Annotated in this window: 23 protein-coding genes and 1 tRNA gene; 15 read left to right on the forward strand and 9 right to left on the reverse strand. The window is 63.2% G+C overall.

Going from position 1 to position 20,507, the window contains the following annotated elements; all coding sequences use genetic code 11:
• The first annotated feature begins 6 nt into the window (after window positions 1-6).
• Together alaS and ACSR1C_RS11585 are read left to right on the forward strand one after the other, a co-directional pair.
• Window positions 7-2,667, forward strand: coding sequence for an alanine--tRNA ligase (alaS, locus tag ACSR1C_RS11580; RefSeq protein ID WP_460259319.1), 2,661 nt, complete (start codon window positions 7-9; stop codon window positions 2,665-2,667).
• A 1-nt stretch (window position 2,668) separates the two neighbouring features.
• Window positions 2,669-2,956 (forward strand): DUF1330 domain-containing protein, encoded by a 288-nt coding sequence (locus ACSR1C_RS11585; RefSeq protein WP_460259318.1) that lies wholly within the window; start codon window positions 2,669-2,671, stop codon window positions 2,954-2,956.
• 60 nt (window positions 2,957-3,016) lie between these two features.
• Here the strand turns inward: ACSR1C_RS11585 and typA are convergent, their stop codons facing one another.
• The 8 genes from typA to ACSR1C_RS11625 form a co-directional block, all read right to left on the reverse strand.
• Window positions 3,017-4,837: a translational GTPase TypA gene (gene typA / locus ACSR1C_RS11590; RefSeq protein WP_460259317.1), complete on the reverse strand. Its 1,821-nt coding sequence runs from the start codon at window positions 4,835-4,837 to the stop codon at window positions 3,017-3,019.
• Window positions 4,838-4,918: 81 nt separating this feature from the next.
• A complete protein-coding gene (locus ACSR1C_RS11595; RefSeq protein WP_460259316.1) occupies window positions 4,919-5,254 on the reverse strand; it encodes a DMT family transporter in 336 nt (111 codons plus the stop codon).
• Window positions 5,255-5,265: 11 nt separating this feature from the next.
• Window positions 5,266-5,880: a YitT family protein gene (locus ACSR1C_RS11600; protein WP_460259315.1), complete on the reverse strand. Its 615-nt coding sequence runs from the start codon at window positions 5,878-5,880 to the stop codon at window positions 5,266-5,268.
• 162 nt (window positions 5,881-6,042) lie between these two features.
• Window positions 6,043-6,189 (reverse strand): hypothetical protein, encoded by a 147-nt coding sequence (locus ACSR1C_RS11605; RefSeq protein WP_460259314.1) that lies wholly within the window; start codon window positions 6,187-6,189, stop codon window positions 6,043-6,045.
• Window positions 6,190-6,446: 257 nt separating this feature from the next.
• The gene (locus ACSR1C_RS11610) at window positions 6,447-7,661 is read right to left on the reverse strand and encodes an NADP-dependent isocitrate dehydrogenase (RefSeq protein ID WP_460259313.1); all 1,215 of its coding nucleotides are present in this window, start codon (window positions 7,659-7,661) and stop codon (window positions 6,447-6,449) included.
• Between the two features lie 108 nt (window positions 7,662-7,769).
• Window positions 7,770-8,357: an HD domain-containing protein gene (locus ACSR1C_RS11615; RefSeq protein WP_460259312.1), complete on the reverse strand. Its 588-nt coding sequence runs from the start codon at window positions 8,355-8,357 to the stop codon at window positions 7,770-7,772.
• Window positions 8,354-8,602 carry a hypothetical protein gene (locus ACSR1C_RS11620; RefSeq protein WP_460259311.1) on the reverse strand — a complete coding sequence of 83 codons (249 nt, stop codon included), beginning with the start codon at window positions 8,600-8,602 and terminating at the stop codon, window positions 8,354-8,356. Before ACSR1C_RS11620 ends, ACSR1C_RS11615 begins: the two co-directional genes overlap by 4 nt.
• A gap of 11 nt (window positions 8,603-8,613) precedes the next feature.
• Window positions 8,614-9,267, reverse strand: coding sequence for an alpha/beta hydrolase (locus tag ACSR1C_RS11625; protein WP_460259310.1), 654 nt, complete (start codon window positions 9,265-9,267; stop codon window positions 8,614-8,616).
• A gap of 160 nt (window positions 9,268-9,427) precedes the next feature.
• On the opposite strand from ACSR1C_RS11625, the gene iscR reads away from it, so the two are divergent.
• The 10 genes from iscR to ACSR1C_RS11675 all read left to right on the forward strand — a co-directional run bounded on the left by iscR (window position 9,428) and on the right by ACSR1C_RS11675 (window position 17,587).
• Window positions 9,428-9,889, forward strand: coding sequence for a Fe-S cluster assembly transcriptional regulator IscR (iscR, locus tag ACSR1C_RS11630; RefSeq protein WP_460259309.1), 462 nt, complete (start codon window positions 9,428-9,430; stop codon window positions 9,887-9,889).
• 115 nt (window positions 9,890-10,004) lie between these two features.
• On the forward strand, window positions 10,005-11,051 hold the full coding sequence (locus ACSR1C_RS11635; RefSeq protein ID WP_460259308.1) for a cysteine desulfurase family protein: 1,047 nt from the start codon (window positions 10,005-10,007) through the stop codon (window positions 11,049-11,051).
• 50 nt (window positions 11,052-11,101) lie between these two features.
• Window positions 11,102-12,625, forward strand: a complete 1,524-nt coding sequence (gene sufB, locus ACSR1C_RS11640) for a Fe-S cluster assembly protein SufB (protein WP_460259307.1) — start codon at window positions 11,102-11,104, stop codon at window positions 12,623-12,625.
• Window positions 12,622-12,831, forward strand: a complete 210-nt coding sequence (locus ACSR1C_RS11645) for a hypothetical protein (protein WP_460259306.1) — start codon at window positions 12,622-12,624, stop codon at window positions 12,829-12,831. The genes sufB and ACSR1C_RS11645 overlap by 4 nt, the downstream gene beginning before the upstream one ends.
• Window positions 12,832-12,919: 88 nt before the next feature.
• Window positions 12,920-13,675, forward strand: coding sequence for a Fe-S cluster assembly ATPase SufC (sufC, locus tag ACSR1C_RS11650; protein ID WP_460259305.1), 756 nt, complete (start codon window positions 12,920-12,922; stop codon window positions 13,673-13,675).
• Window positions 13,675-14,967 (forward strand): Fe-S cluster assembly protein SufD, encoded by a 1,293-nt coding sequence (gene sufD / locus ACSR1C_RS11655; RefSeq protein WP_460259304.1) that lies wholly within the window; start codon window positions 13,675-13,677, stop codon window positions 14,965-14,967. The genes sufC and sufD overlap by 1 nt, the downstream gene beginning before the upstream one ends.
• Window positions 14,968-15,459 carry a YIP1 family protein gene (locus ACSR1C_RS11660; RefSeq protein WP_460259303.1) on the forward strand — a complete coding sequence of 164 codons (492 nt, stop codon included), beginning with the start codon at window positions 14,968-14,970 and terminating at the stop codon, window positions 15,457-15,459.
• Window positions 15,460-15,469: 10 nt separating this feature from the next.
• Entirely contained in the window at window positions 15,470-16,072 is a 603-nt protein-coding gene (locus ACSR1C_RS11665; RefSeq protein WP_460259302.1) for a Yip1 family protein, read from the forward strand.
• Window positions 16,065-17,285, forward strand: coding sequence for a cysteine desulfurase (locus tag ACSR1C_RS11670; protein ID WP_460259301.1), 1,221 nt, complete (start codon window positions 16,065-16,067; stop codon window positions 17,283-17,285). Before ACSR1C_RS11665 ends, ACSR1C_RS11670 begins: the two co-directional genes overlap by 8 nt.
• Before the next feature lie 225 nt (window positions 17,286-17,510).
• Window positions 17,511-17,587 (forward strand) — tRNA-Arg (locus ACSR1C_RS11675).
• Window positions 17,588-17,881: 294 nt separating this feature from the next.
• Here ACSR1C_RS11675 and ACSR1C_RS11680 read toward each other — a convergent pair.
• Window positions 17,882-18,310 (reverse strand): VOC family protein, encoded by a 429-nt coding sequence (locus ACSR1C_RS11680; protein WP_460259300.1) that lies wholly within the window; start codon window positions 18,308-18,310, stop codon window positions 17,882-17,884.
• Window positions 18,311-18,379: 69 nt separating this feature from the next.
• Between ACSR1C_RS11680 and ACSR1C_RS11685 the strand changes: the two genes are divergently transcribed.
• The 3 genes from ACSR1C_RS11685 (at window position 18,380) to ACSR1C_RS11695 (ending at window position 20,390) form a co-directional block, all read left to right on the forward strand.
• Window positions 18,380-18,997 carry a TetR/AcrR family transcriptional regulator gene (locus ACSR1C_RS11685; protein ID WP_460259299.1) on the forward strand — a complete coding sequence of 206 codons (618 nt, stop codon included), beginning with the start codon at window positions 18,380-18,382 and terminating at the stop codon, window positions 18,995-18,997.
• A gap of 42 nt (window positions 18,998-19,039) precedes the next feature.
• Entirely contained in the window at window positions 19,040-19,726 is a 687-nt protein-coding gene (locus tag ACSR1C_RS11690; RefSeq protein ID WP_462596925.1) for a helix-turn-helix transcriptional regulator, read from the forward strand.
• A 73-nt stretch (window positions 19,727-19,799) separates the two neighbouring features.
• Window positions 19,800-20,390 carry an NmrA family NAD(P)-binding protein gene (locus ACSR1C_RS11695; RefSeq protein ID WP_460259297.1) on the forward strand — a complete coding sequence of 197 codons (591 nt, stop codon included), beginning with the start codon at window positions 19,800-19,802 and terminating at the stop codon, window positions 20,388-20,390.
• Window positions 20,391-20,507: the final 117 nt, after the last annotated feature.

A 20,507-nucleotide genomic window follows, 5' to 3' on the forward strand; every position in this document is an offset into this window, starting at 1 on the left:
CAGACGATGCCGAGCCTGAACGAAATCCGTTCGACCTTCCTCAACTTCTTCGCCAAGAACGGGCACGAGGTGGTGGACAGCTCCCCCCTTGTACCGCGCAACGACCCGACGCTGATGTTCGCGAATTCGGGCATGGTTCAGTTCAAGAACCTGTTCACCGGGGTCGAGACGCGCGATTATCAAAGGGCGACCACGGCGCAGAAATGCGTGCGTGCGGGCGGAAAGCACAATGATCTGGACAATGTGGGCTATACCGCGCGCCACCACACCTTCTTCGAGATGCTGGGCAATTTCAGCTTCGGCGATTACTTCAAGGAAGAGGCAATCCCCTTCGCGTGGGAGCTGCTGACCAAGGATTTCGGGATCGACAAGAACAAGCTGCTGGTCACGGTTTATCACACCGATGACGAGGCCGCGGATATCTGGAAAAAAGTGGCCGGGCTGGGCGACGACCGGATCATCCGCATCCCGACCAATGACAATTTCTGGATGATGGGCCCCACCGGCCCCTGTGGCCCGTGTTCCGAGATTTTTTACGATCACGGCGATCACATCTGGGGCGGCCCGCCGGGCAGCCCCGAGGAAGACGGCGACCGGTTCATCGAGATCTGGAACCTGGTCTTCATGCAATTCGAACAGTTCGAGGACGGCACCCGCGCCGATCTGCCGAACCAGTCGATCGATACCGGCATGGGGCTGGAACGGATCGGCGCGCTGCTGCAGGGCAAGCATGACAATTACGACACCGATCTGATGCGCGCGCTGATCGAGGCGTCGGCGCATGTCACCTCGTCCGAACCCGACGGGCCGGGCAATGTGCATCACCGGGTGATCGCGGATCATCTGCGCTCGACCTCGTTCCTGATTGCCGACGGGGTGATGCCGTCGAATGAAGGTCGCGGCTATGTGCTGCGCCGGATCATGCGCCGGGCGATGCGACATGCGCATCTGCTGGGCGCGCAGGATCCGGTGATGCACCGGCTGGTGCCGGCGCTGGTGACGCAGATGGGGGCCGCTTACCCCGAACTCGGCCGCGCACAGGCACTGATCGAAGAGACACTGAAGCTGGAGGAAACCCGGTTCATCCAGACGCTGGACCGCGGCCTGCACCTGCTGGATGACGAGCTGGCCAAGCTGCCCGAGGGCGCGGCGCTGCCCGGCGCGGCGGCATTCAAGCTGTATGACACCTTCGGCTTTCCGCTGGATCTGACCCAGGATGCGCTGCGTGAAAAAGGCCGCGCGGTGGACACCGCCGGGTTCGACGCGGCCATGGCCGAGCAGAAGGCGAAGGCGCGCGCCAGCTGGGCCGGTTCGGGCGAAACCAAGGATGCCGCGATCTGGTTCGATCTGGCCGAAGCGCATGGCGCGACCGATTTCCTGGGCTACGAGACCGAAATCGCCGAAGGTCAGGTGATCGCGCTGGTGGTGGACGGCAAGGCGGTCGGCGAGCTGGCACCGGGCCACACCGGCTGGATGGTCGTCAACCAGACCCCGTTTTATGCCGAATCCGGCGGTCAGGTCGGTGACAGCGGCACCTATCTGAAACCGGGCGGCGCGGGGGCGATTTCGGACACGCAAAAGATGCCGGGCGGCGTTTTCGCCCATCGCGTGACGCCGGAAACCGGCCCGCTGAAATCGGGCGATGCGCTGGAGCTGCGGGTCGATCACGGCCGGCGCGGCGCGATCCGGGCCAGTCATTCGGCCACCCATCTGCTGCACGAGGCGCTGCGCGAAACGCTGGGCGACCATGTGGCGCAGCGCGGCTCGCTCAATGCCGCGGACCGGTTGCGGTTCGATTTCAGCCACGGCAAGGGGCTGAGCGCTGCGGAACTGGCGAAGGTCGAGGCCGAGGTCAACGCCTTCATCCGCCAGAACACCCCGGTCGAGACCCGGATCATGACGCCCGATGATGCCCGCGCCATCGGCGCGCAGGCGCTGTTCGGCGAGAAATACGGCGACGAGGTGCGTGTGGTGTCGATGGGCCGCGCCGCGACCGGCAAGGGGACGGACGGCCAGACCTGGTCGATCGAGCTGTGCGGCGGCACCCATGTAAAACAGACCGGCGATATCGGTTTGTGCGTGGTGCTGGGCGACAGTGCCTCCAGCGCGGGGGTGCGCCGGATCGAAGCGCTGACCGGCGCGGCGGCGCTGGAACATCTGATCGGTCAGCAGCAACGCGTGGCCGAGGTGGCCGACACCCTGAAGACGCAGCCGGGCGAGATCGTCGAGCGGGTCAAGGCCCTGCTGGACGAGCGCAAGGCGCTGACGGCCGAGGTGGCGCAGTTGCGGCGCGATCTGGCGATGTCGGGCGGCGCGGGCACGGCCGTACCCGAAACGAAGGACGTGAACGGCGTGGCGTTCCTGGCGCAGGTGCTGTCGGGGGTGTCGGGCAAGGATCTGCCGGCGCTGATCGACGCGCACAAGGCGCGGATCGGGTCGGGCGCGGTGCTGCTGATTGCGGATGCGGGCGGCAAGGCGGCGGTCGCCGCAGGCGTGACCGACGATCTGACCGGCCGGGTGTCGGCGGTCGATCTGGTCAAGGCCGCAGTGGCGGAACTGGGGGGCAAGGGCGGTGGCGGGCGGCCCGACATGGCACAGGGCGGCGGCAAGGATGCCGCCAATGCCGAGGCCGCAATCAAGGCCGCCGAAGCGGCGATCGGGGGATAGGATGGGCGCGCTCTGGATTGCACATGTGACCGTGACCGACGAAGAGGCCTATGGCCGCTATGCGGCGCTGGCGGGTCCCGCGATCGCAAAGCACGGTGGCAGCTTCATCGCCCGTGGCGGGCGCTATGTTCAGCTTGAGGGCACTGACCGGCCGCGCAACGTGGTGGCGCGGTTCGCGTCGGTCGAGGCGGCCGAGGCCTGTTACCACAGCCCCGAATATCAGCAGGCCCTGAGCCACGCGCGCGGCGCGTCCGAGCGTGAGTTGCTGATCGTCGAGACCAGTGATTAAACGCCGCATCCGTTTGTTCAAAGAAAAAAGCCCCGGTTTTGAACCGGGGCTTTTTGTTTGTTATCCTGCCGACCGCGCGTGGCGCTTGCGCTCGTGCGGGTCAAGATAGCGCTTGCGCAGCCGGATCGCGTTCGGCGTGACCTCTACCAGTTCGTCATCGTCGATATAGGCGATGGCGGCTTCCAGGGTCATCTTGACCGGTGTGGTCAGGCGCACCGCTTCGTCGGTGCCGCTGGCGCGGACGTTGGTCAGCTGCTTGCCCTTCAGCGGGTTTACCTCAAGATCGTTCTCGCGGTTATGTTCGCCGATGATCATGCCCTGATAGACGGGTTCCTGCACACCGATGAAGAACTTGCCGCGATCTTCCAGCTTCCAGATCGCATAGCCCACCGAAATGCCCGATTCCATCGAGATCAGAACCCCGGCGCGGCGGCCCGGAATCGCGCCCTTGTGCGGTGCCCATTCGTGGAACACACGGTTCAGAACCCCGGTGCCGCGGGTGTCGGTCAAAAACTCGCCGTGATAGCCGATCAGCCCGCGCGACGGCACATAGGCGATGATCCGGGTCTTGCCCGCACCGGCGGGTTTCATTTCGACCAGTTCGCCCTTGCGCGTGCCGGTCAGCTTTTCGATCACGACGCCGGAATATTCGTCATCCACGTCGATGGTGACCTCTTCGACCGGCTCCAGCTTGACGCCGTCCTCTTCGCGGAACAGCACCTGCGGGCGGGAAATCGACAGTTCGAACCCTTCGCGGCGCATGTTTTCGATCAGAACGCCCATCTGCAATTCGCCGCGCCCGGCCACCTCGAACGCTTCGCCGCCGGGGGTGTCGGTCACCTTGATGGCGACGTTCGATTCCGCCTCTTTCATCAGCCGCTCGCGGATCACGCGGCTTTGTACCTTCTTGCCGTCCTTGCCGGCCAGCGGGCTGTCGTTGATGCCGAAGGTCACGGTGATGGTGGGCGGGTCGATCGGCTGGGCCGGGATCGCCTCGGTCACCGACGGGGCGCAGATCGTGTCGGCCACGGTCGCCTTGGTCATCCCGGCCAGGCTGACGATATCGCCGGCCTCGGCCACGTCGATGGGCTGTTGGCCCAGGCCCCGGAAGGCCAGAATCTTGGTGACGCGGAAGTTTTCCACAAGCTTGCCGTCGCGGGCCAGCGCCTTCACGCTTTCGCCCGGTTTCAGGGTGCCGCTTTCAACACGGCCGGTCAGGATGCGGCCGATGAACGGGTCCGAGCCCAGCGTGGTGGCCAGCATGCGGAACGGTTCGTCGCGGTGCTGCTGCTGCGCCGGGGCGGGGACGTGTTTCAGGATCAGGTCGAACAGCGCGTGCAGATCCTTGCGCGGGCCGTCCAGTTCCATATCGGCCCAGCCGTTGCGGCCCGAGGCATACATGTGCGGGAAATCCAGCTGCTCGTCGGTGGCGCCGAGGTTGGCGAAGAGGTCGAACACCTCGTCCAGCGCGCGCTCGGGTTCGGCGTCGGGCTTATCGACCTTGTTGAGCACCACGATCGGGCGCAGCCCCAGGGCCAGCGCCTTGGAGGTCACGAATTTGGTCTGCGGCATCGGGCCTTCGGCGGCATCGACCAGCAGGACCACACCATCGACCATCGACAGGATACGCTCGACCTCGCCGCCGAAATCGGCGTGGCCGGGGGTGTCGACGATATTGATGCGGTGGCCATCCCATTCGACAGAGGTGGCCTTGGCCAGGATGGTGATCCCGCGCTCGCGCTCCAGGTCGTTGCTGTCCATGGCCCGTTCGGTCGTGGCCTGGTTTTCCCGGTAGGTTCCGGATTGCTTCAGAAGTTCGTCCACCAGTGTGGTCTTGCCGTGGTCAACGTGCGCGATGATCGCAATATTGCGAAGGTCCATTGGGGCCTGCCTGCGTAAAGAAAGAAGAAGTTGGCGCCGCGATACATGCTGCGCCAGCAAAAGGCCAGAGTGAAACGCCGGTTAGTGCGGTGTGGCCGTCGAGAAGAGGTGGATGATGACGATCCCGCCGATGATCAATGCCATGCCAAGTGCAGCGGGAAGGTCGATGCGCTGTCCGAACAGCAGCCAGCCCATCCCGGCGATCAGCACGATGCCAAGGCCCGACCAGGTGGCATAAACCACGCCCAGCGGCAGGGTCTTCAGCGCCAGCGACATGAAATAGAAGGACAGGGTATAACCGCTCAGCATGATGGCCGTGGGCACCAGTCGGGTCAGCTGGTGGCTGGCCTGAAGGGCGGTGGTGCCGATGGTTTCAGTCACGACGGCAATCAGCAGAAAGACGTAATGTGAGGGCATGGGGCGGGGCCTTAGCGGGCGATATAGCGGTCGCGGCGGTGATTGGTGGCGATGATGATGTTCAGCACCACCGCGCCAAGCAGCGAATAGAGCACCGTCGCGATCGGGAACAGGAACAGCGCCAGGATGAACACGCAGGCGTCGAAGATCAACTGCGTCCAGCCTGCCTTGAACCCGGTCTTGTCCTGCAGATACAGCCCCACGATGCCGACCCCGCCCAGGCTGGCGCCATGCCGGAACAGCGCCAGCAGGCCGGCCCCCGCCGTGATCCCGGCCAGAATGGCGGCGGCGGCGGGATCAAGCCGCTCGAAGCTGATCAGGCGGGGCAGCAGTTCTGTGAACAGCGACATCAGCCCCACCGCACAGAAGGTCTTGAGCGTGAAGGCCCAGCCCATGCGGCGCAGCGCCAGCCAGTAGAACGGCAGGTTGAGCACAAAGAAGAAGGCGCCGAAGTTCCAGCCGGTGACATAGGACAGCAACAACGACAGCCCGGCGATCTGACCGGTGATGAAGCCCGAACTGTGCAGCAGATGCACCGACAGCGCCACCAGCAGGGTCCCCACCAGCAGGCTCTGGGCGTCTTCCAGCGGGGTGTGGCGGTCGGCGGGGGGCGATCCAAGCAGCATGGGCAAGGTTTCGGGCAGGACGGCGAAATTGTCCAGAGGGTAAAAAGAAAGTGCCGCGGCGGCAAGGGCCGGGCTGACGGATCAACCACTGACGGGGCGGGAATGCTGTCCCGCCCCGATTGGTGCCGAAGCCCGGCAGTCGCGTCGGATCAGACGCCGCCCTTAGCCGGGCAGCGAGCAGTCGGCCGGCACCGACTGCACCGGGTCGGTCGGGCTGCAAATTTCGTCAGAGATCGGATAGCGATCCGTCGCGCAGCCAGCCACCATGAACGTCAGGGCAATCGCCACGAAAGCAATACGAGTATTCATTCTTTGGGTCTCCTTTAAAAAGTGCGTTCCGGGGATGCTATGTGGATATATTTACGATGTCCAACTTTATCCAATATGCTCCCTGTATGTGTACGCTAGCAGCTTGAAAATACGCTGCTTTGATCTTGCGCAAATTATATAGGGCTTTGCCACAGTCACCCCTGTGGGCCGCGCAGGCCTTGCCCCGGCTCGACCTGCGACGAAAAAAGCCGGGGAATGCCCCGGCTTTTCCGTGTTTTGCGTATTGGGCTGGTGGCTTAGCCGGCCAGCGCCTTGTTCAGGTTGGCGTCGACCTTTTCCAGGAAGCCCATCGTGGTCAGCCATTTCTGATCGGGGCCGACCAGCAGCGCCAGATCCTTGGTCATGAAGCCGCTTTCGACCGTGTCCACCACGACCTTTTCCAGCGTCTCGGCAAAGTTCATCAGCGCGTCGTTGCCGTCCAGCTTGGCGCGGTGCTTCAGGCCACCGGTCCAGGCGTAGATCGACGCGATCGAGTTGGTCGAGGTTTCCTCGCCCTTCTGGTGCTGGCGATAGTGGCGGGTGACGGTGCCGTGGGCGGCCTCTGCCTCGACCGTTTTGCCGTCGGGCGTCATCAGGACCGAGGTCATCAGGCCGAGCGAGCCGAAGCCCTGCGCCACGGTATCCGACTGCACGTCGCCATCGTAGTTCTTGCAGGCCCAGACATAGCCGCCGTTCCACTTCATGGCGCAGGCGACCATGTCGTCGATCAGGCGGTGCTCATAGGTGATGCCGGCGGCCTTGAACTTCTCTTCGAACTCTTCCTCATAGACCTTCTGGAACAGATCCTTGAAGCGGCCGTCATAGGCCTTGAGGATGGTGTTCTTGGTCGACAGGTACACCGGCCAGCCGAGGCTGAGACCATAGTTCATCGAGGCGCGGGCGAAGTCGATGATCGAGCTGTCGAGGTTGTACATCGCCATGGTGACACCGGAGGAGGGCGCGTCGAACACCTCTTTCTCGATCTCGGTGCCGTCCTCGCCGACGAATTTGATCGTCAGCTTGCCCGCGCCGGGGAACAGGAAATCGGTGGCGCGGTACTGATCGCCGAAGGCATGGCGGCCGACGACGATCGGCTTGGTCCAGCCCGGAACAAGGCGCGGCACGTTGTTGCAGATGATCGGCTGGCGGAAGATGACGCCGCCCAGGATGTTGCGGATCGTGCCGTTGGGCGAGCGGTACATGCGCTTGAGCCCGAATTCCTCCACCCGTGCCTCATCGGGGGTGATGGTGGCGCATTTCACGCCGACGCCGATTTCCTTGATCTTCTCGGCGGCGTCCACGGTGATCTGGTCGTCGGTGCGGTCGCGCTCCTCGATGCCCAGATCGTAATACAGCAGGTCGATGTCGAGATAGGGCAGGATCAGTTTCTTCTTGATGAAGTCCCAGATGATCCGGGTCATCTCGTCGCCGTCAAGTTCGACGACGGGGTTTTCGACTTTGATCTTGGTCATGCGCTGGCCCTCTTGAGTTGAGTGAATCGCTTGCAGGCGTCATAGCGCAAACCGGGCATGTGGGGAAGGTGGTATGCAAAGGTATACTGAGCGCGGCGCGACCGACGCCTATCCCTTGCCGCGATTCGCGAAATGTTCCGCCACACGCTGGCGCAGATGCGCCCAAATCGGGGGCGATCCGCGGGCGACCTTATGGCCCACACGATCCGCGATCTGCTGTTCGGTCACATCATAGTCCAGCCAGCTGCCGCCGCCATTGGCCAGGTTCTGAATTACCGGCTGGGTGCGGTCGACGGTCTTGGCGAACACGGCGTCGGGGGTTTCGGCGGCTTCGAATTCTTCCCACAGGGTGTGAAACTCGGCCGCGATGTCATCGGGCAGCAGCCCGAACAGGCGGCGGGCGGCGTCCCGCTCGGCCTGTTCCAGCGCGGCTGTGTCATGGCTGCCGTGGATCGGCGCGTCGCCGGCGTCGATCTCGACCAGATCGTGGATCAACAGCATCCGGATCACCCGGTCGATCCGCACTTCGGGCGCGGCATGGTCGGCCAGCGTCAGCGCGAACAGCGCCACATGCCAGCTGTGCTCGCCCGAGTTTTCGCGCCGCGAATTGTCGGTCAGGGACGAGGCGCGCAGCACCGATTTCAGCTTGTCGGCCTCGGCCAGAAAGGCCATCTGCTGCGACAGCCGTTCGCTCATCCGGGCGTGCCCGGTTTGGTGGTCTGGGCTGCCTGGGCGGCGCGGATCCGGTCATCGAGGAATTTGCGTCCGCGCGCCGCGGCCAGACGGACGCGAATCGCGGTCATGAATGCCTCTTGCGTGGTGGTCGAGGCGGCCTCGAGCACATCCGACAAGTCGCGGATCAGGTTGTCGTCGCCCAGCTTTTCAGCCGCCTCGATTGCGTCCTTCGCCAGTGCATCGGCCAGATCTTCGACAACGCCCATATCGCCCCCGCTCAGCGCGTCGTTTCGGTCAGGCGACGCCGCACATATTGATCCACGGTGGAAATCATCGTGTCCATATGCGGCTCTTCGAAGAAATGCCCGGCGCCTTCGACCTCTTCATGGGTGATGGTGATGCCCTTTTGCTCGTGCAGCTTGCCGACCAGCGCATGGGTGTCGGCGGGTGGCGCCACGCGGTCGGCCGTGCCGTTGATGATCAGACCCGAGCTGGGGCAGGGCGCCAGGAACGAGAAATCATACATGTTGGCCGGCGGCGAGACCGAGACGAATCCGGTGATTTCCGGCCGGCGCATCAGAAGCTGCATGCCGATCCACGCACCGAAGCTGAAGCCCGCGACCCAGCAATGCTTGGCGTTCTGGTTCATCGATTGCAGGTAATCCAGCGCCGAGGCCGCATCGGACAGTTCGCCGATGCCCTGATCGTATTCGCCCTGGCTGCGGCCAACGCCGCGGAAGTTGAACCGCAACACGGTGAAGCCCATGTTGTAGAAGGCGTAATGCAGGTTGTAGACCACCTTGTTGTTCATCGTGCCCCCGAATTGCGGATGCGGGTGCAGGATGATCGCGATCGGCGCGTCTTTTTCCTTTTGCGGATGATAGCGGCCTTCAAGCCGTCCTTCGGGGCCGGGAAAGATGACCTCGGGCATATATGTCTCTTTGACTGCGGGGGCCCGGAATGGAATTCTTGACGAATTCGCTCGGACAACCTAGAACAATTCTAAATCCGGCCTTGACGGTCGGTTTCGGGTGGATAAGGGAGGTAATGACCCTTCTGCCCCTCGTCAACCATTTGCAAAGGCTTAGCCTATGAAACTCAGCACCAAAGGACGCTATGCCATGGTTGCGCTGGCCGATCTGGCGCTGCAGCCCGGGGGCGCGCTGACCTCTCTGGCCGAGATTTCGAAGCGGCAGGACATTTCCCTGCCCTATCTGGAGCAGCTTTTCGTCAAGCTGCGCCGGGCCGGGCTGGTGGAATCGGTGCGCGGGCCGGGTGGCGGGTATCGTCTGGCCAAGCCGCCGGCGGAGATCCGGGTCGCTGATGTCCTGTGCGCCGTGGATGAGACCGTCAGCGCGATGCATACCGGCGCGGGGGCGTCGGGCGGGGTGTCGGGCAGCCGCGCGCAATCGCTGACCAACCGGCTGTGGGAAGGGCTGAGCGCGCATGTCTATGTGTTCCTGCATCAGACCAGGCTGTCGGATGTGATCCGCAACGATTTGACGCCGTGCCCCGCGGTGCCGACGCTGTTTACCGTGGTGGACGAGGCATGAGTGGGTCTGTCCGAACGGCGCCGCGTGCCGCGGCACGTCTTGTGGTTGGCGCGCCTGACGGCGCGCGGTGCCTCCGGCGGGAGTATTGGCGCCGAGAAGAAGCCAGGGGGCAGGGATGAGCGGCCGGGTCTATCTGGACCATAACGCCACGACGCCTTTGCGGCCCGAGGCGCGCGCGGCGATGATCGCGGCGATGGATGTGGTGGGCAACCCGTCGTCGGTTCATGCCGAGGGCCGCGTGGCCAAGGCGTTGGTCGAACGGGCCCGCGCGCAGGTTGCGGCGGCCTTTGGCGCCGAGGGGGCGGAGGTGGTATTCACCGCGTCGGCCAGCGAGGCCGCGGCACTGGCGCTGGCCGGGCGCGGTCTTCGTGCCGGCGGGATCGAGCATGACGCGGTGGCGGCCTGGGTGCAGGGCGATCTGCCGGTGGACGCGGCCGGGCGGGTCGAGGTGGCGGATCCGGCGCAAAGCTGTGTGCAACTGGCGAATTCCGAGACCGGGATCGTTCAGGATTTGCCCGCGGGGCTGGCGGTGTCGGACATGACGCAGGCGTTCGGCAAGCTGCCGCTGGCCTTCAACTGGCTGGGGGCGGACATGGCGCTGATTTCTGCGCACAAGCTGGGCGGGCCCAAGGGCGTCGGTGCGCTGGTGTTGAAGCGCGGTATCGATCTGCCGGCGCAGATCCGGGGCGGCGGGCAGGAGATGGGCCGCCGTGCGGGCACCGAGAATGTGATCGGCATTGCCGGGTTCGGGGCCGCGGCGGAGGCGGCGGCGCGCGATCTGGCCGATGGCGTCTGGGATAACGTTGCGGAACGCCGCGATATGCTGGAAGAGGCCATTGCGGCCGGCGCAAATAAGACTATTTCAGTCGGAAAAGGCGCACCGCGCCTGCCCAACACCGCCTGCTTTGCTGCGCCGGGCTGGAAAGGCGAGACCCAGGTGATGCAGATGGATCTGGCGGGCTTTGCCATTTCGGCCGGGTCGGCCTGTTCCAGCGGCAAGGTCCGGGCCAGCCGCGTGTTGCGGGCGATGGGCTTTGGCGACGATGTGGCGGGGGCCGCGATCCGGGTCTCGCTTGGCCCCGACACGAGTGAGGATGACATCCTTCGCTTTGCCGATACCTGGCTGGCGAAACACAGGAAATTCTGCGCCCGCGCGGCGTGATCAAGACGCGAACAGGACGCCGCGCCGATGGCGCGAGGAAAGGAACAGACATGACGCATGTCGAGGAAACGCAGGTCAAGGAAGGTGTCGACCGGGAAACCGTCGAGGCCGTCCGGTCGATGGCCGGCAAGTATAAATACGGCTGGGAAACCGAGATCGAGATGGACTATGCCCCCAAGGGGTTGAACGAGGACATCGTGCGCCTGATCTCGGCCAAGAACGAAGAGCCCGAATGGATGACCGACTGGCGCCTGGCGGCGTTCCGCCGCTGGCAGCAGATGGAAGAGCCGAGCTGGGCGATGGTGAACTATCCCGAGATCGACTTTCAGGATCAGTATTACTATGCCCGCCCGAAAAGCATGGACGTGAAGCCCAAGTCGCTGGACGAGGTCGATCCGGCACTGCTGGCGACCTATGAAAAGCTGGGGATTCCGCTGAAGGAACAGATGATCCTGGCCGGTGTCGACGGGGCCGAGGATGCCCCCGCCGAGGGTCGCAAGGTCGCGGTGGATGCGGTGTTCGACAGCGTTTCGGTGGGCACCACGTTTCAGGCCGAGCTGAAGAAGGCCGGGGTAATCTTCTGCTCGATCTCCGAGGCGATCCGCGAGCATCCCGAGCTGGTGAGGAAATATCTGGGTTCGGTCGTGCCGCAATCGGACAATTTCTATGCCACGCTGAACTCGGCCGTATTCTCGGACGGCTCGTTCGTCTATGTGCCGCCCGGCGTGCGCTGCCCGATGGAGCTGTCCACCTATTTCCGCATCAACGCTGAAAACACCGGTCAGTTCGAGCGCACGCTGATCATCGCCGACAAGGGCAGCTATGTGTCCTATCTGGAAGGGTGCACCGCGCCCCAGCGCGACATCGCGCAGCTTCATGCCGCTGTGGTCGAGATCGTGATCGAGGAAGACGCCGAGGTGAAATATTCCACGGTGCAGAACTGGTATCCGGGCGACGAGAACGGCAAGGGTGGCATCTATAACTTCGTCACCAAGCGCGCCGATTGCCGGGGTGACCGGGCCAAGGTGATGTGGACCCAGGTGGAAACCGGCAGCGCCGTGACCTGGAAATACCCGTCCTGCATCCTGCGCGGCAATGAGAGCCAGGGCGAGTTCTATTCCATCGCCATTACCAACAACATGCAGCAGGCCGATACCGGCACCAAGATGATTCACCTGGGTCGGAACACCCGCTCGCGCATCGTGTCCAAGGGGATCAGCGCGGGCCGCGCGCAGAATACCTATCGTGGGCTGGTGTCGATGCACCCCAAGGCCAAGAACAGCCGCAATTATACCCAGTGCGACAGCCTGCTGATCGGCAACGACTGCGGCGCGCATACGGTGCCCTATATCGAGGTGCGCAACAACAGCAGCCGGGTCGAGCATGAGGCGACCACCAGCAAGGTGGACGACGATCAGCTGTTCTATTGCCGCTCGCGCGGGATGGACGAGGAAGCGGCGGTGGCGCTGGTGGTCAACGGTTTCTGCAAGGAGGTGTTGCAGGCGCTGCCGATGGAGTTTGCCATGGAGGCGCAGCAGCTGGTGGCGATCAGCCTGGAAGGGTCGGTCGGATGACCGGCGCGGTGATCATGGCGGCGGTGACCCAATCGGCCGGAATCGGGATCGGCACGGCGCTTGGCACCGCCTTCGGGCTGACCCTGCGCAAGAGGGCTGGCAAGACCGAGGGGCTGATCGGCGGCAATGTCGCGCTGACCGCGCTTGCGGCGGGTCTGCTGGCGCTGGCGCTTTCGGTCGTGCTGCGCCTGAGCGGGGCCCTGTGAAGGTCCCGACCCATATGTAAACGCCCGGCGGGCTGGCCGGCTGCGTGCCGCCACCGCCGATGGGCGCTGAGAGTTCAAGGAAAAGAAAATGTTGGAAATCAAAAACCTGCACGTCAAGCTTAAGGATGAGGACAAGGTCATCCTCAAGGGTGTCGATCTGACGGTCGAGGCGGGCAAAGTGCATGCGATCATGGGGCCGAACGGCTCTGGCAAATCCACGCTCAGCTATGTGCTGTCGGGCAAGGATGGCTATCAGGTGACCGAAGGGTCGGCCACGCTGCTGGGGCAGGATCTGCTGGCGCTGGAACCCGAAGAGCGCGCCGCGGCCGGGCTGTTCCTGGCGTTCCAGTATCCGGTCGAAATCCCCGGCGTGGGCAACATGACCTTCCTGCGCACCGCCGTGAACGCGCAGCGCAAGGCCCGCGGCGAAGAGGAAATGAGCGCGACCGATTTTCTGCGTGAATTCCGGGCCCGGGCCAAGGCGCTGAAGATCGACCCCGAGATGCTGAAACGCGCCGTCAATACCGGCTTTTCCGGCGGCGAAAAGAAGCGCAACGAGATTCTTCAGATGGCGATGCTGCAGCCCAGGATGTGCATCCTGGACGAGGCCGACAGCGGTCTGGACGTGGACGCGATGAAACTGGTCGCCGAAGGTGTGAACGCGCTGCGCGACGCAAACCGGTCTTTCCTGGTTATCACGCATTATCAACGGCTTCTTGATCATATCCGCCCCGACGTAGTGCATATCATGGCGGCGGGCCGCATCGTGAAGACCGGCGGCCCCGAACTGGCGCTGGAGGTCGAGCATAACGGCTATGCCGATATTCTGGCGGAGGTGGCGTAATGGCCTTGCCGCAGGCGAAACTGGACGCCGCCGAGGCGCGGCTGGCGGCGCTGACGCTGCTGCCGGGCGCGGCTTGGCTGGGCGCGGCGCAGCAGGACGCGCTGGCGCGGCTGCGGGCGATGGGTCTGCCGGGGCGACGCGACGAGTACTGGAAATATACCGCCCCCGACAGTTTGAACGCGCTGCAGGCCGCCCCGGCGGCGGTGTTCCATGCCACGGATGACACGCCGATCTATGACGGGATGGACGCGCTGAAGCTGGTCTTCGTGGACGGTGTGTTCGACGCCGATGCCTCGGACGATACGACCGGTCTGGACGGGGTTGAGATCGACCGCCTGCGCACCGCCGCGCAGGCCGATATCCACTGGGCGCGGGACGTCTACGGTGTGCTTGAGGCGCGCGGTCAGTCGCCGGTGCAGCGCCCGCTTGCCACGCTCAACACCGCCTGCGCCACCGATGGGGTCATGATCCGTGTCACCGGCCGGGTCACCCAGCCGATTAGGCTGATTTATCTTCATAAATCAGATGTATCCGACGCGATCCTGCATCATGTCATCAAGCTGGAAGAGGGTGCCGAACTGACGCTGCTGGAAAACGGCCCGGCGGCTGCGCGGTTCAACAAGGTGATGGAGGTGGACGTGGCCGATGGCGCGCGCTTTCACCATATCCGCGCCCAGGGCCGCGATCACGAACGCCGCGCGGTGACGCATCTTTTTGCCCGGCTGGGTGCCGAAAGCCTGCTGAAAACCTTCACCATGACCGCCAATGGCGTTCTGACCCGCAACGAGGCGGTGATCGAGCTGACTGGCGACAATGCCAGCGCCCATGTGGCGGGCGTGGCGATGGGGGACGGCGATTTCCACCATGACGACACGGTGTTCATCACCCATGACGCGGTGAATTGCGAAAGCCGCCAGGTGTTCAAGAAGGTGTTGCGCAACGGTGCGACCGGCGTGTTTCAGGGCAAGATCCTGGTCAAGGCGGGGGCGCAGAAGACCGACGGCTATCAGATCAGTCAGGCGCTGCTGCTGGATGAGGACGCGCAGTTCCTGGCCAAGCCCGAGCTGGAGATTTATGCCGATGACGTGGCCTGTTCGCATGGCTCGACCACCGGCGCGATCGATGAAGAGGCGCTGTTCTATCTGCGCTCGCGCGGGGTGCCCGCGGGCGAGGCGACCGATCTTCTGACGCTGTCCTTTCTGGCCGAGGCGATCGACGAAATCAGCGATGCGCAGATCGCGGCAGAGATTCTGCGCCGGCTGGAATCCTGGCTTGCGCGGCGTCGCGGCTGAATGGCGGTCACACAGGAAATCCTGCGCACCTATCGTGCGCCGCGTGCCGTGCTGCGCCGCCAGCTCGATGCCGGTACGCGCGAGGATCGGGCGCTGATCTATCTGTTCGTCGCCTGTCTGTTGATCTTCGTTTCGGCCCTGCCGCACCTGGCCCGGCAGGCCCATCTGGACCCGTCGGTGCCGCTGGACGCGCGGATCGGCGGGGCCTTGCTGGGCTGGCTGTTCATCGCGCCGCTGCTGTTTTACGCCATCGCGGCGCTCACGCATCTTGCGGCGCGGCTGCTGGGCGGGGCGGGCAGTTGGTTTTCGGTGCGGATGGCGCTGTTCTGGACCCTGCTGTCGGTGGCGCCGCTGTGGCTGTTCTATGGGCTGGTGGCCGGGTTCATCGGAAAGGGGCCGGCGCACAGCGCCGTGGCCCTTCTGCTGGCGGGATGCTTCCTCTATATCTGGGCGGCGACGCTGCGTGAGGCGGAAACCGCCCCCGAGGGCTGAGAGAGGCGCGATGAATGACAGCCTGAAATCCCTGTTCGTGCTGATGCGCGACACGCTGAGGGACCCCAAAGAGGGCGCGCGCCGGGTGTTGTCCCTGCCGCTGCCGCGCGAGGCACTGTGGCAGGCGCTGGCGCTGGTGGTGATTGTCAGCCTGCTGATGACGCATCTGGGCGACCGGCTGATGCCTGCGCCGACCGATCCGTTGCTGCCGATGTTCCGCGACGCGCCGTTCCTGACGGTGATCATTCTGGGCGCGCTGACACTGCTGACGGTTCAGGCCACCTATCGCGTGGGCCGGCTGATGGGCGGTAACGGCACGTTCGAGGGTGCGCTGCGGCTGATCCTGTGGCTGCAGATGATCATGCTGTGCCTGCAGGCTGCGCAGCTTCTGTTCATGGTGGTGTTTCCGCTGTTTGCGGTGCTGCTGGGGCCGATTTCGCTGGTGCTGTCGCTGTGGCTCTTGACCAATTTCGTGGCGGTGCTGCACGGGTTCCGGGCGCTGTTTCCGGTGTTCCTGATGATCCTGGTCACCGCGATGGTGCTGGGCTTCGCCCTTGTCTTTGTTCTGAGCCTAGCGGGCATCGGCCTGCCGACGGAGATGACCGATGTATGATGTATCCGCGATCCGCCGCGACTTTCCGATCCTCGCGCGCGAGGTCAATGGCAAGCCGCTGGTCTATCTGGACAATGGTGCCTCGGCGCAAAAGCCGCAGGTGGTGATCGATGCGATCACGACGGCCTATTCGATGGAATACGCCAATGTACATCGCGGCCTGCATTACCTGAGCAATCTCGCGACCGAGAAATACGAGGCCGTGCGCGGCAAGGTGGCGGGATTTCTGGGCGCAAAGGACGAGGACGAGATCGTCTTTACCTCGGGCACGACCGAGGGAATCAACCTTGTGGCTTACGGCTGGGCGATGCCGCGGCTGCAGGCCGGCGACGAGATCGTGCTGAGCGTGATGGAGCATCACGCCAATATCGTGCCCTGGCATTTCCTGCGTGAACGTCAGGGCGTTGTGCTGAAATGGGTGGATGTGGATGCCAATGGCGATCTCGATCCGCAGGCGGTGATCGACGCGATCGGGCCGAAAACCAAACTGCTGGCACTGACCCACATGTCCAACGTTCTGGGCACGGTGGTGGATGTGAAACCGATCGTCGCGGCGGCGCGTGCCAGCGGTGTGGCGGTGTTGTTGGACGGCAGTCAGGCGGCGGTGCATCTGCCGGTCGATGTCGATGACATCGGTGCCGATTTCTATGCGATCACCGGGCACAAGCTTTACGGTCCCTCGGGTTCGGGCGCGATCCATATCCGCCGCGACCGCATGAACGAGATGCGCCCCTTTCTGGGCGGCGGCGATATGATCCGCGAGGTCCACAAGGACAGCGTAAGCTATGCCGCCCCGCCGATGCGGTTCGAGGCCGGAACGCCGGGCATCGTGCAGCAGATCGGCATGGGCGTGGCGCTGGACTACATGACCGGGCTGGGGATGGCGAACATCGCCGCCCATGAACGCGCGATCACCGCTTATGCGCGCCAACGGCTGGACGGGCTGAACTGGCTGAATGTGCAGGGGAATTCAGCGGCCAAGGGCGCGATCTTTTCGTTCACGCTGCAGGGCCCGGCCCATGCCCACGACATTTCCACCGTGTTGGACAAGAAGGGTATCGCGGTGCGCGCGGGCCATCACTGTGCGGGACCGCTGATGGATCATCTGGGGGTTTCGGCCACCTGCCGCGCGTCCTTTGGCCTGTATAACACCATCGAAGAGGTCGACAAACTGATCGAGGCGCTGGAGTTGTGCCACGATCTTTTCGCCTGAATTAGCGATTGCGGGGGGCGGGCGATTGCCCTATATCCGTGCCCGCACGCACCCGTAGCTCAGCTGGATAGAGCGCTGCCCTCCGAAGGCAGATGTCAACAGGGCGCGCGAAAAAGAGGAGACGAAAAAGGACTACAGGAACAAGGATTTGCGAGGCCCTCGTTCTGATCTTTTGACTCGCGAAAAGTTCACGTAAGCACTGCGTAAGCAGTTGCGACATGGTAGGCACCCGTAGCTCAGCTGGATAGAGCGTCGCCCTCCGAAGGCGAAGGCCACAGGTTCGAATCCTGTCGGGTGCACCAACTTCCAACCAAAAGCTGGGCCTCCCACCCATTGTGACGCCATAGGAATGGCCTGCGGTCGCGCTGATGCGGCGCTTCCGCTTCGTGCATACGTTCGCACTTCGGTGCCTTGGGAATCGCGGCACTTCTTCTGATTGCAGGCTTTTCTCGAATTCCTAGGTCTTCGCATTTGTCGGGGCGATGCGCTTCGCCAAAGCTCGAAGTTCGTCGGCTTGCCGAACCCAACCGATCAACTATTCTTGCCTCCAACCACTGAACGTCGCATTGGCAGCGACCGCAAAACACAAGCTCGACTTAGCTAGGCACTGCGTCGGTCTGGTATTGGGCCAGAAATTCCTCGCTTGGTGGGATTGGTGTGATTACGTCAAGCAGCACACCAGCCGGGTCGCGCGTGATGAAGTGCCGCTGGCCGAATGGCTCGTCGCGCAAGGCTAGGAGGATTGGCAAGTCCTTCGTTGTCAGTTCCGCGTAAACCGCATCAACATCAGGAACCTCGAAGTTCAGAAGCAATCCTGAAGCAAGGCTGCCCCGAGCGTCTTTCGGTATGGTTTCGTGATTGGCGTCCAGGATGGCCAGGTTGACCTTTTCGTCGGCGCTGGATTGGAGATGCACATACCAATCGCTCTTGAACTGCGGGATGAAGCCAAAATGCACCTGATAGAAGGCGCTGACCTCGGCAACATTCGCCACCATAAGGACCGGATAGTACTGCGTCGTTTTCATCGCTTGCGCTCCCACTGAAATAAACATACTGTCTGTATGTATTTGTGAGATAACATACAGGCTGCATGTATGCAAGAGCGACGTTCCAACGCCGACCGGAGCCAAGAGACGCGAGGCGTACTGCTTGCGGCCGCGCGTGAACTGTTTCTCGAGAAGGGTTACGCGGCGACCGGCACGCCCGAGGTCGTCGAAAGGGCAGGTGTGACACGCGGCGCACTCTACCACCATTTCAAGGACAAAAAGGCCTTGTTCCAGGCGATCGTGGAACTGGAGGCCACGCAGATAGCTGCGGAAATTGAGCAAGGTTCATCCGGTGCCGAAACGCCGCACGCCGCCCTGCTTCTGGGTGCGAGATCCTACTTTGTCGCGATGCAGGACCCCCATCGGGTGCGTTTGATGCTTCTCGATGGTCCGGCCATTCTGGGAGCGGAGGTAATGCGGCGGATTGATCTGGAAACGGGGGGACGAGAATTGCGCCAAGGCATCGAGGACGCATTGCAACCCGACACACCGCCGGCACAGGTCGATACGATCGCCGATCTTGTCTCAGCGATGTTCGACAGGGCCGTGCTCGCCTGCAATGCCGGGGCGGATGCAAGAGCCTATGAGGACGCGCTTGCCAGTCTCCTCACTATGCTCACCTGTCAATGCGACCGGACAGCTTTCTCGAATGCGCCTACACCCTAGGTCCAATATTTCAATGCAATGGAAGTTCTTGAAACAACAAAAATGCCAAAAAGAACGGGTCGCCTTCTCGCCATTCTGCAAACCCTTCGGGTACGAAAGCGACCCGTGACGGCTATCGAATTGGCGCGCCAATTCGATCTCTCGGATCGCACAATCTATCGCGATATTGGCACGTTAAGGGAACTTGGCGCCCCCATTGAGGGCGAGGCGGGTGTCGGCTTCATCCTGAAGCCCGGGTTCTTTCTACCGCCGCTTGCCTTGACGGATCTGGAAGCCGATGCCCTGCTCCTTGGGTTGCGTTTCGTTGCCAAGCGCGCCGATCAGGAGCTTGCTGATGCAGCCGGGACGACGCTTGGAAAAATAGCTGCGATACTCGACCCCGAAACCGAGCGCGTGATGCGGACCAACGGACTTGCGGTCGGACCAACTGGCCGTGATGAAGCGGAGCTGATCGGCCGTGTCCGAAAAGCGATAGTTTGCGAGCGAAAAGTCCGGATCACCTACCGCGACACATCAGAACAGGTGACTGAGCGGATCGTATGGCCGACGGCGCTGGGTTTTTTTGCTGAAACAGAGATCATGGTCGCCTGGTGTGAGTGCCGGGAGGCTTTTAGGCACTTCCGTCTGGATCGGATCACCTCGTTTCACGCTCTGGAAGACAGGTTGCCGAGGCCGCGCCGTGTCCTGCTCGCAGAGTATCACGCTGCAGAGCCAGAAGCTGACATCTGATCTGTTCCTGACATCATCTGTCGATCCTGTCTGCTAACCAGACACGAGCGAACAAGATGGAAGGAAGGCTCGGATGCACATCATTGTCGGAGGAACAGGTCAAGTCGGTTCAGCCGTGGCGCGCGCGCTGCTCAAACGCGGCGAACCGGTTACGGTCGTCACGCGTGATGCGGAACACGCTGCTGATCTGGCTGCGGCCGGTGCCAAGGTCGCGGTCGTGAATATCCGCGATGTGGCCGCTCTGCGCGCTACGTTTCGCACCGGCACACGCGCTTTCCTCCTCAATCCACCGGCGGATCCGTCCGGCGACACCGATGTCGAAGAACGCGCGAATGTTGCGGCGATCATCACGGCATTGGACGGTTCTGACCTTGAGAAGGTCGTTGCCGCTTCGACCTATGGTGCGCGCGCCGGCGAACGCTGCGGCGACCTGACGGTTTTGCACGAGTTAGAAGAGAAGCTACGCGCACAGCCGATCCCGGCCGCAATCAATCGTGGCGCTTATTACATGAGTAACTGGGCGGGGATGCTGGGTCCGGCACTGGAAAGCGGAAAGCTGCCGAGCTTCTTTCCGGCCGATCTGGCACTGCCCATGGTTGCCCCCACCGATCTGGGAGAAGCGGCCGCAGATCGGCTTGTGAGCCCGGCCGACGATACCGTCTGACCTGCCCCCCGATGGTCCCTCATTCATAACGAGAGTCTGCGGGTCTGGTTTTCATATTCCTCGGTTTCGGTTTGGGCAAGCGCGTCGGGCGCGGAGCCCTCAAATTGCTCAAGCGTC

The organism is Actibacterium sp. D185-2, from assembly GCF_054954595.1.

What these genes read in the sequence shown, in the direction of transcription:
- ACSR1C_RS11610 (WP_460259313.1), bottom strand. Translation starts at nt 7,661, where the DNA reads ATGACCAAGATCAAAGTCGAAAACCCCGTCGTCGAACTTGACGGCGAC.
- ACSR1C_RS11690 (WP_462596925.1), top strand. Translation starts at nt 19,040, where the DNA reads ATGCCAAAAAGAACGGGTCGCCTTCTCGCCATTCTGCAAACCCTTCGG.
- sufB (WP_460259307.1), top strand. Translation starts at nt 11,102, where the DNA reads ATGACGCATGTCGAGGAAACGCAGGTCAAGGAAGGTGTCGACCGGGAA.
- ACSR1C_RS11670 (WP_460259301.1), top strand. Translation starts at nt 16,065, where the DNA reads ATGTATGATGTATCCGCGATCCGCCGCGACTTTCCGATCCTCGCGCGC.
- ACSR1C_RS11695 (WP_460259297.1), top strand. Translation starts at nt 19,800, where the DNA reads ATGCACATCATTGTCGGAGGAACAGGTCAAGTCGGTTCAGCCGTGGCG.
- ACSR1C_RS11605 (WP_460259314.1), bottom strand. Translation starts at nt 6,189, where the DNA reads ATGAATACTCGTATTGCTTTCGTGGCGATTGCCCTGACGTTCATGGTG.
- sufC (WP_460259305.1), top strand. Translation starts at nt 12,920, where the DNA reads ATGTTGGAAATCAAAAACCTGCACGTCAAGCTTAAGGATGAGGACAAG.
- ACSR1C_RS11595 (WP_460259316.1), bottom strand. Translation starts at nt 5,254, where the DNA reads ATGCCCTCACATTACGTCTTTCTGCTGATTGCCGTCGTGACTGAAACC.
- ACSR1C_RS11615 (WP_460259312.1), bottom strand. Translation starts at nt 8,357, where the DNA reads ATGAGCGAACGGCTGTCGCAGCAGATGGCCTTTCTGGCCGAGGCCGAC.
- ACSR1C_RS11585 (WP_460259318.1), top strand. Translation starts at nt 2,669, where the DNA reads ATGGGCGCGCTCTGGATTGCACATGTGACCGTGACCGACGAAGAGGCC.
- ACSR1C_RS11685 (WP_460259299.1), top strand. Translation starts at nt 18,380, where the DNA reads ATGCAAGAGCGACGTTCCAACGCCGACCGGAGCCAAGAGACGCGAGGC.
- sufD (WP_460259304.1), top strand. Translation starts at nt 13,675, where the DNA reads ATGGCCTTGCCGCAGGCGAAACTGGACGCCGCCGAGGCGCGGCTGGCG.
- ACSR1C_RS11600 (WP_460259315.1), bottom strand. Translation starts at nt 5,880, where the DNA reads ATGCTGCTTGGATCGCCCCCCGCCGACCGCCACACCCCGCTGGAAGAC.
- ACSR1C_RS11625 (WP_460259310.1), bottom strand. Translation starts at nt 9,267, where the DNA reads ATGCCCGAGGTCATCTTTCCCGGCCCCGAAGGACGGCTTGAAGGCCGC.
- ACSR1C_RS11680 (WP_460259300.1), bottom strand. Translation starts at nt 18,310, where the DNA reads ATGAAAACGACGCAGTACTATCCGGTCCTTATGGTGGCGAATGTTGCC.
- ACSR1C_RS11665 (WP_460259302.1), top strand. Translation starts at nt 15,470, where the DNA reads ATGAATGACAGCCTGAAATCCCTGTTCGTGCTGATGCGCGACACGCTG.
- typA (WP_460259317.1), bottom strand. Translation starts at nt 4,837, where the DNA reads ATGGACCTTCGCAATATTGCGATCATCGCGCACGTTGACCACGGCAAG.
- ACSR1C_RS11660 (WP_460259303.1), top strand. Translation starts at nt 14,968, where the DNA reads ATGGCGGTCACACAGGAAATCCTGCGCACCTATCGTGCGCCGCGTGCC.
- ACSR1C_RS11620 (WP_460259311.1), bottom strand. Translation starts at nt 8,602, where the DNA reads ATGGGCGTTGTCGAAGATCTGGCCGATGCACTGGCGAAGGACGCAATC.
- iscR (WP_460259309.1), top strand. Translation starts at nt 9,428, where the DNA reads ATGAAACTCAGCACCAAAGGACGCTATGCCATGGTTGCGCTGGCCGAT.
- ACSR1C_RS11645 (WP_460259306.1), top strand. Translation starts at nt 12,622, where the DNA reads ATGACCGGCGCGGTGATCATGGCGGCGGTGACCCAATCGGCCGGAATC.
- alaS (WP_460259319.1), top strand. Translation starts at nt 7, where the DNA reads ATGCCGAGCCTGAACGAAATCCGTTCGACCTTCCTCAACTTCTTCGCC.
- ACSR1C_RS11635 (WP_460259308.1), top strand. Translation starts at nt 10,005, where the DNA reads ATGAGCGGCCGGGTCTATCTGGACCATAACGCCACGACGCCTTTGCGG.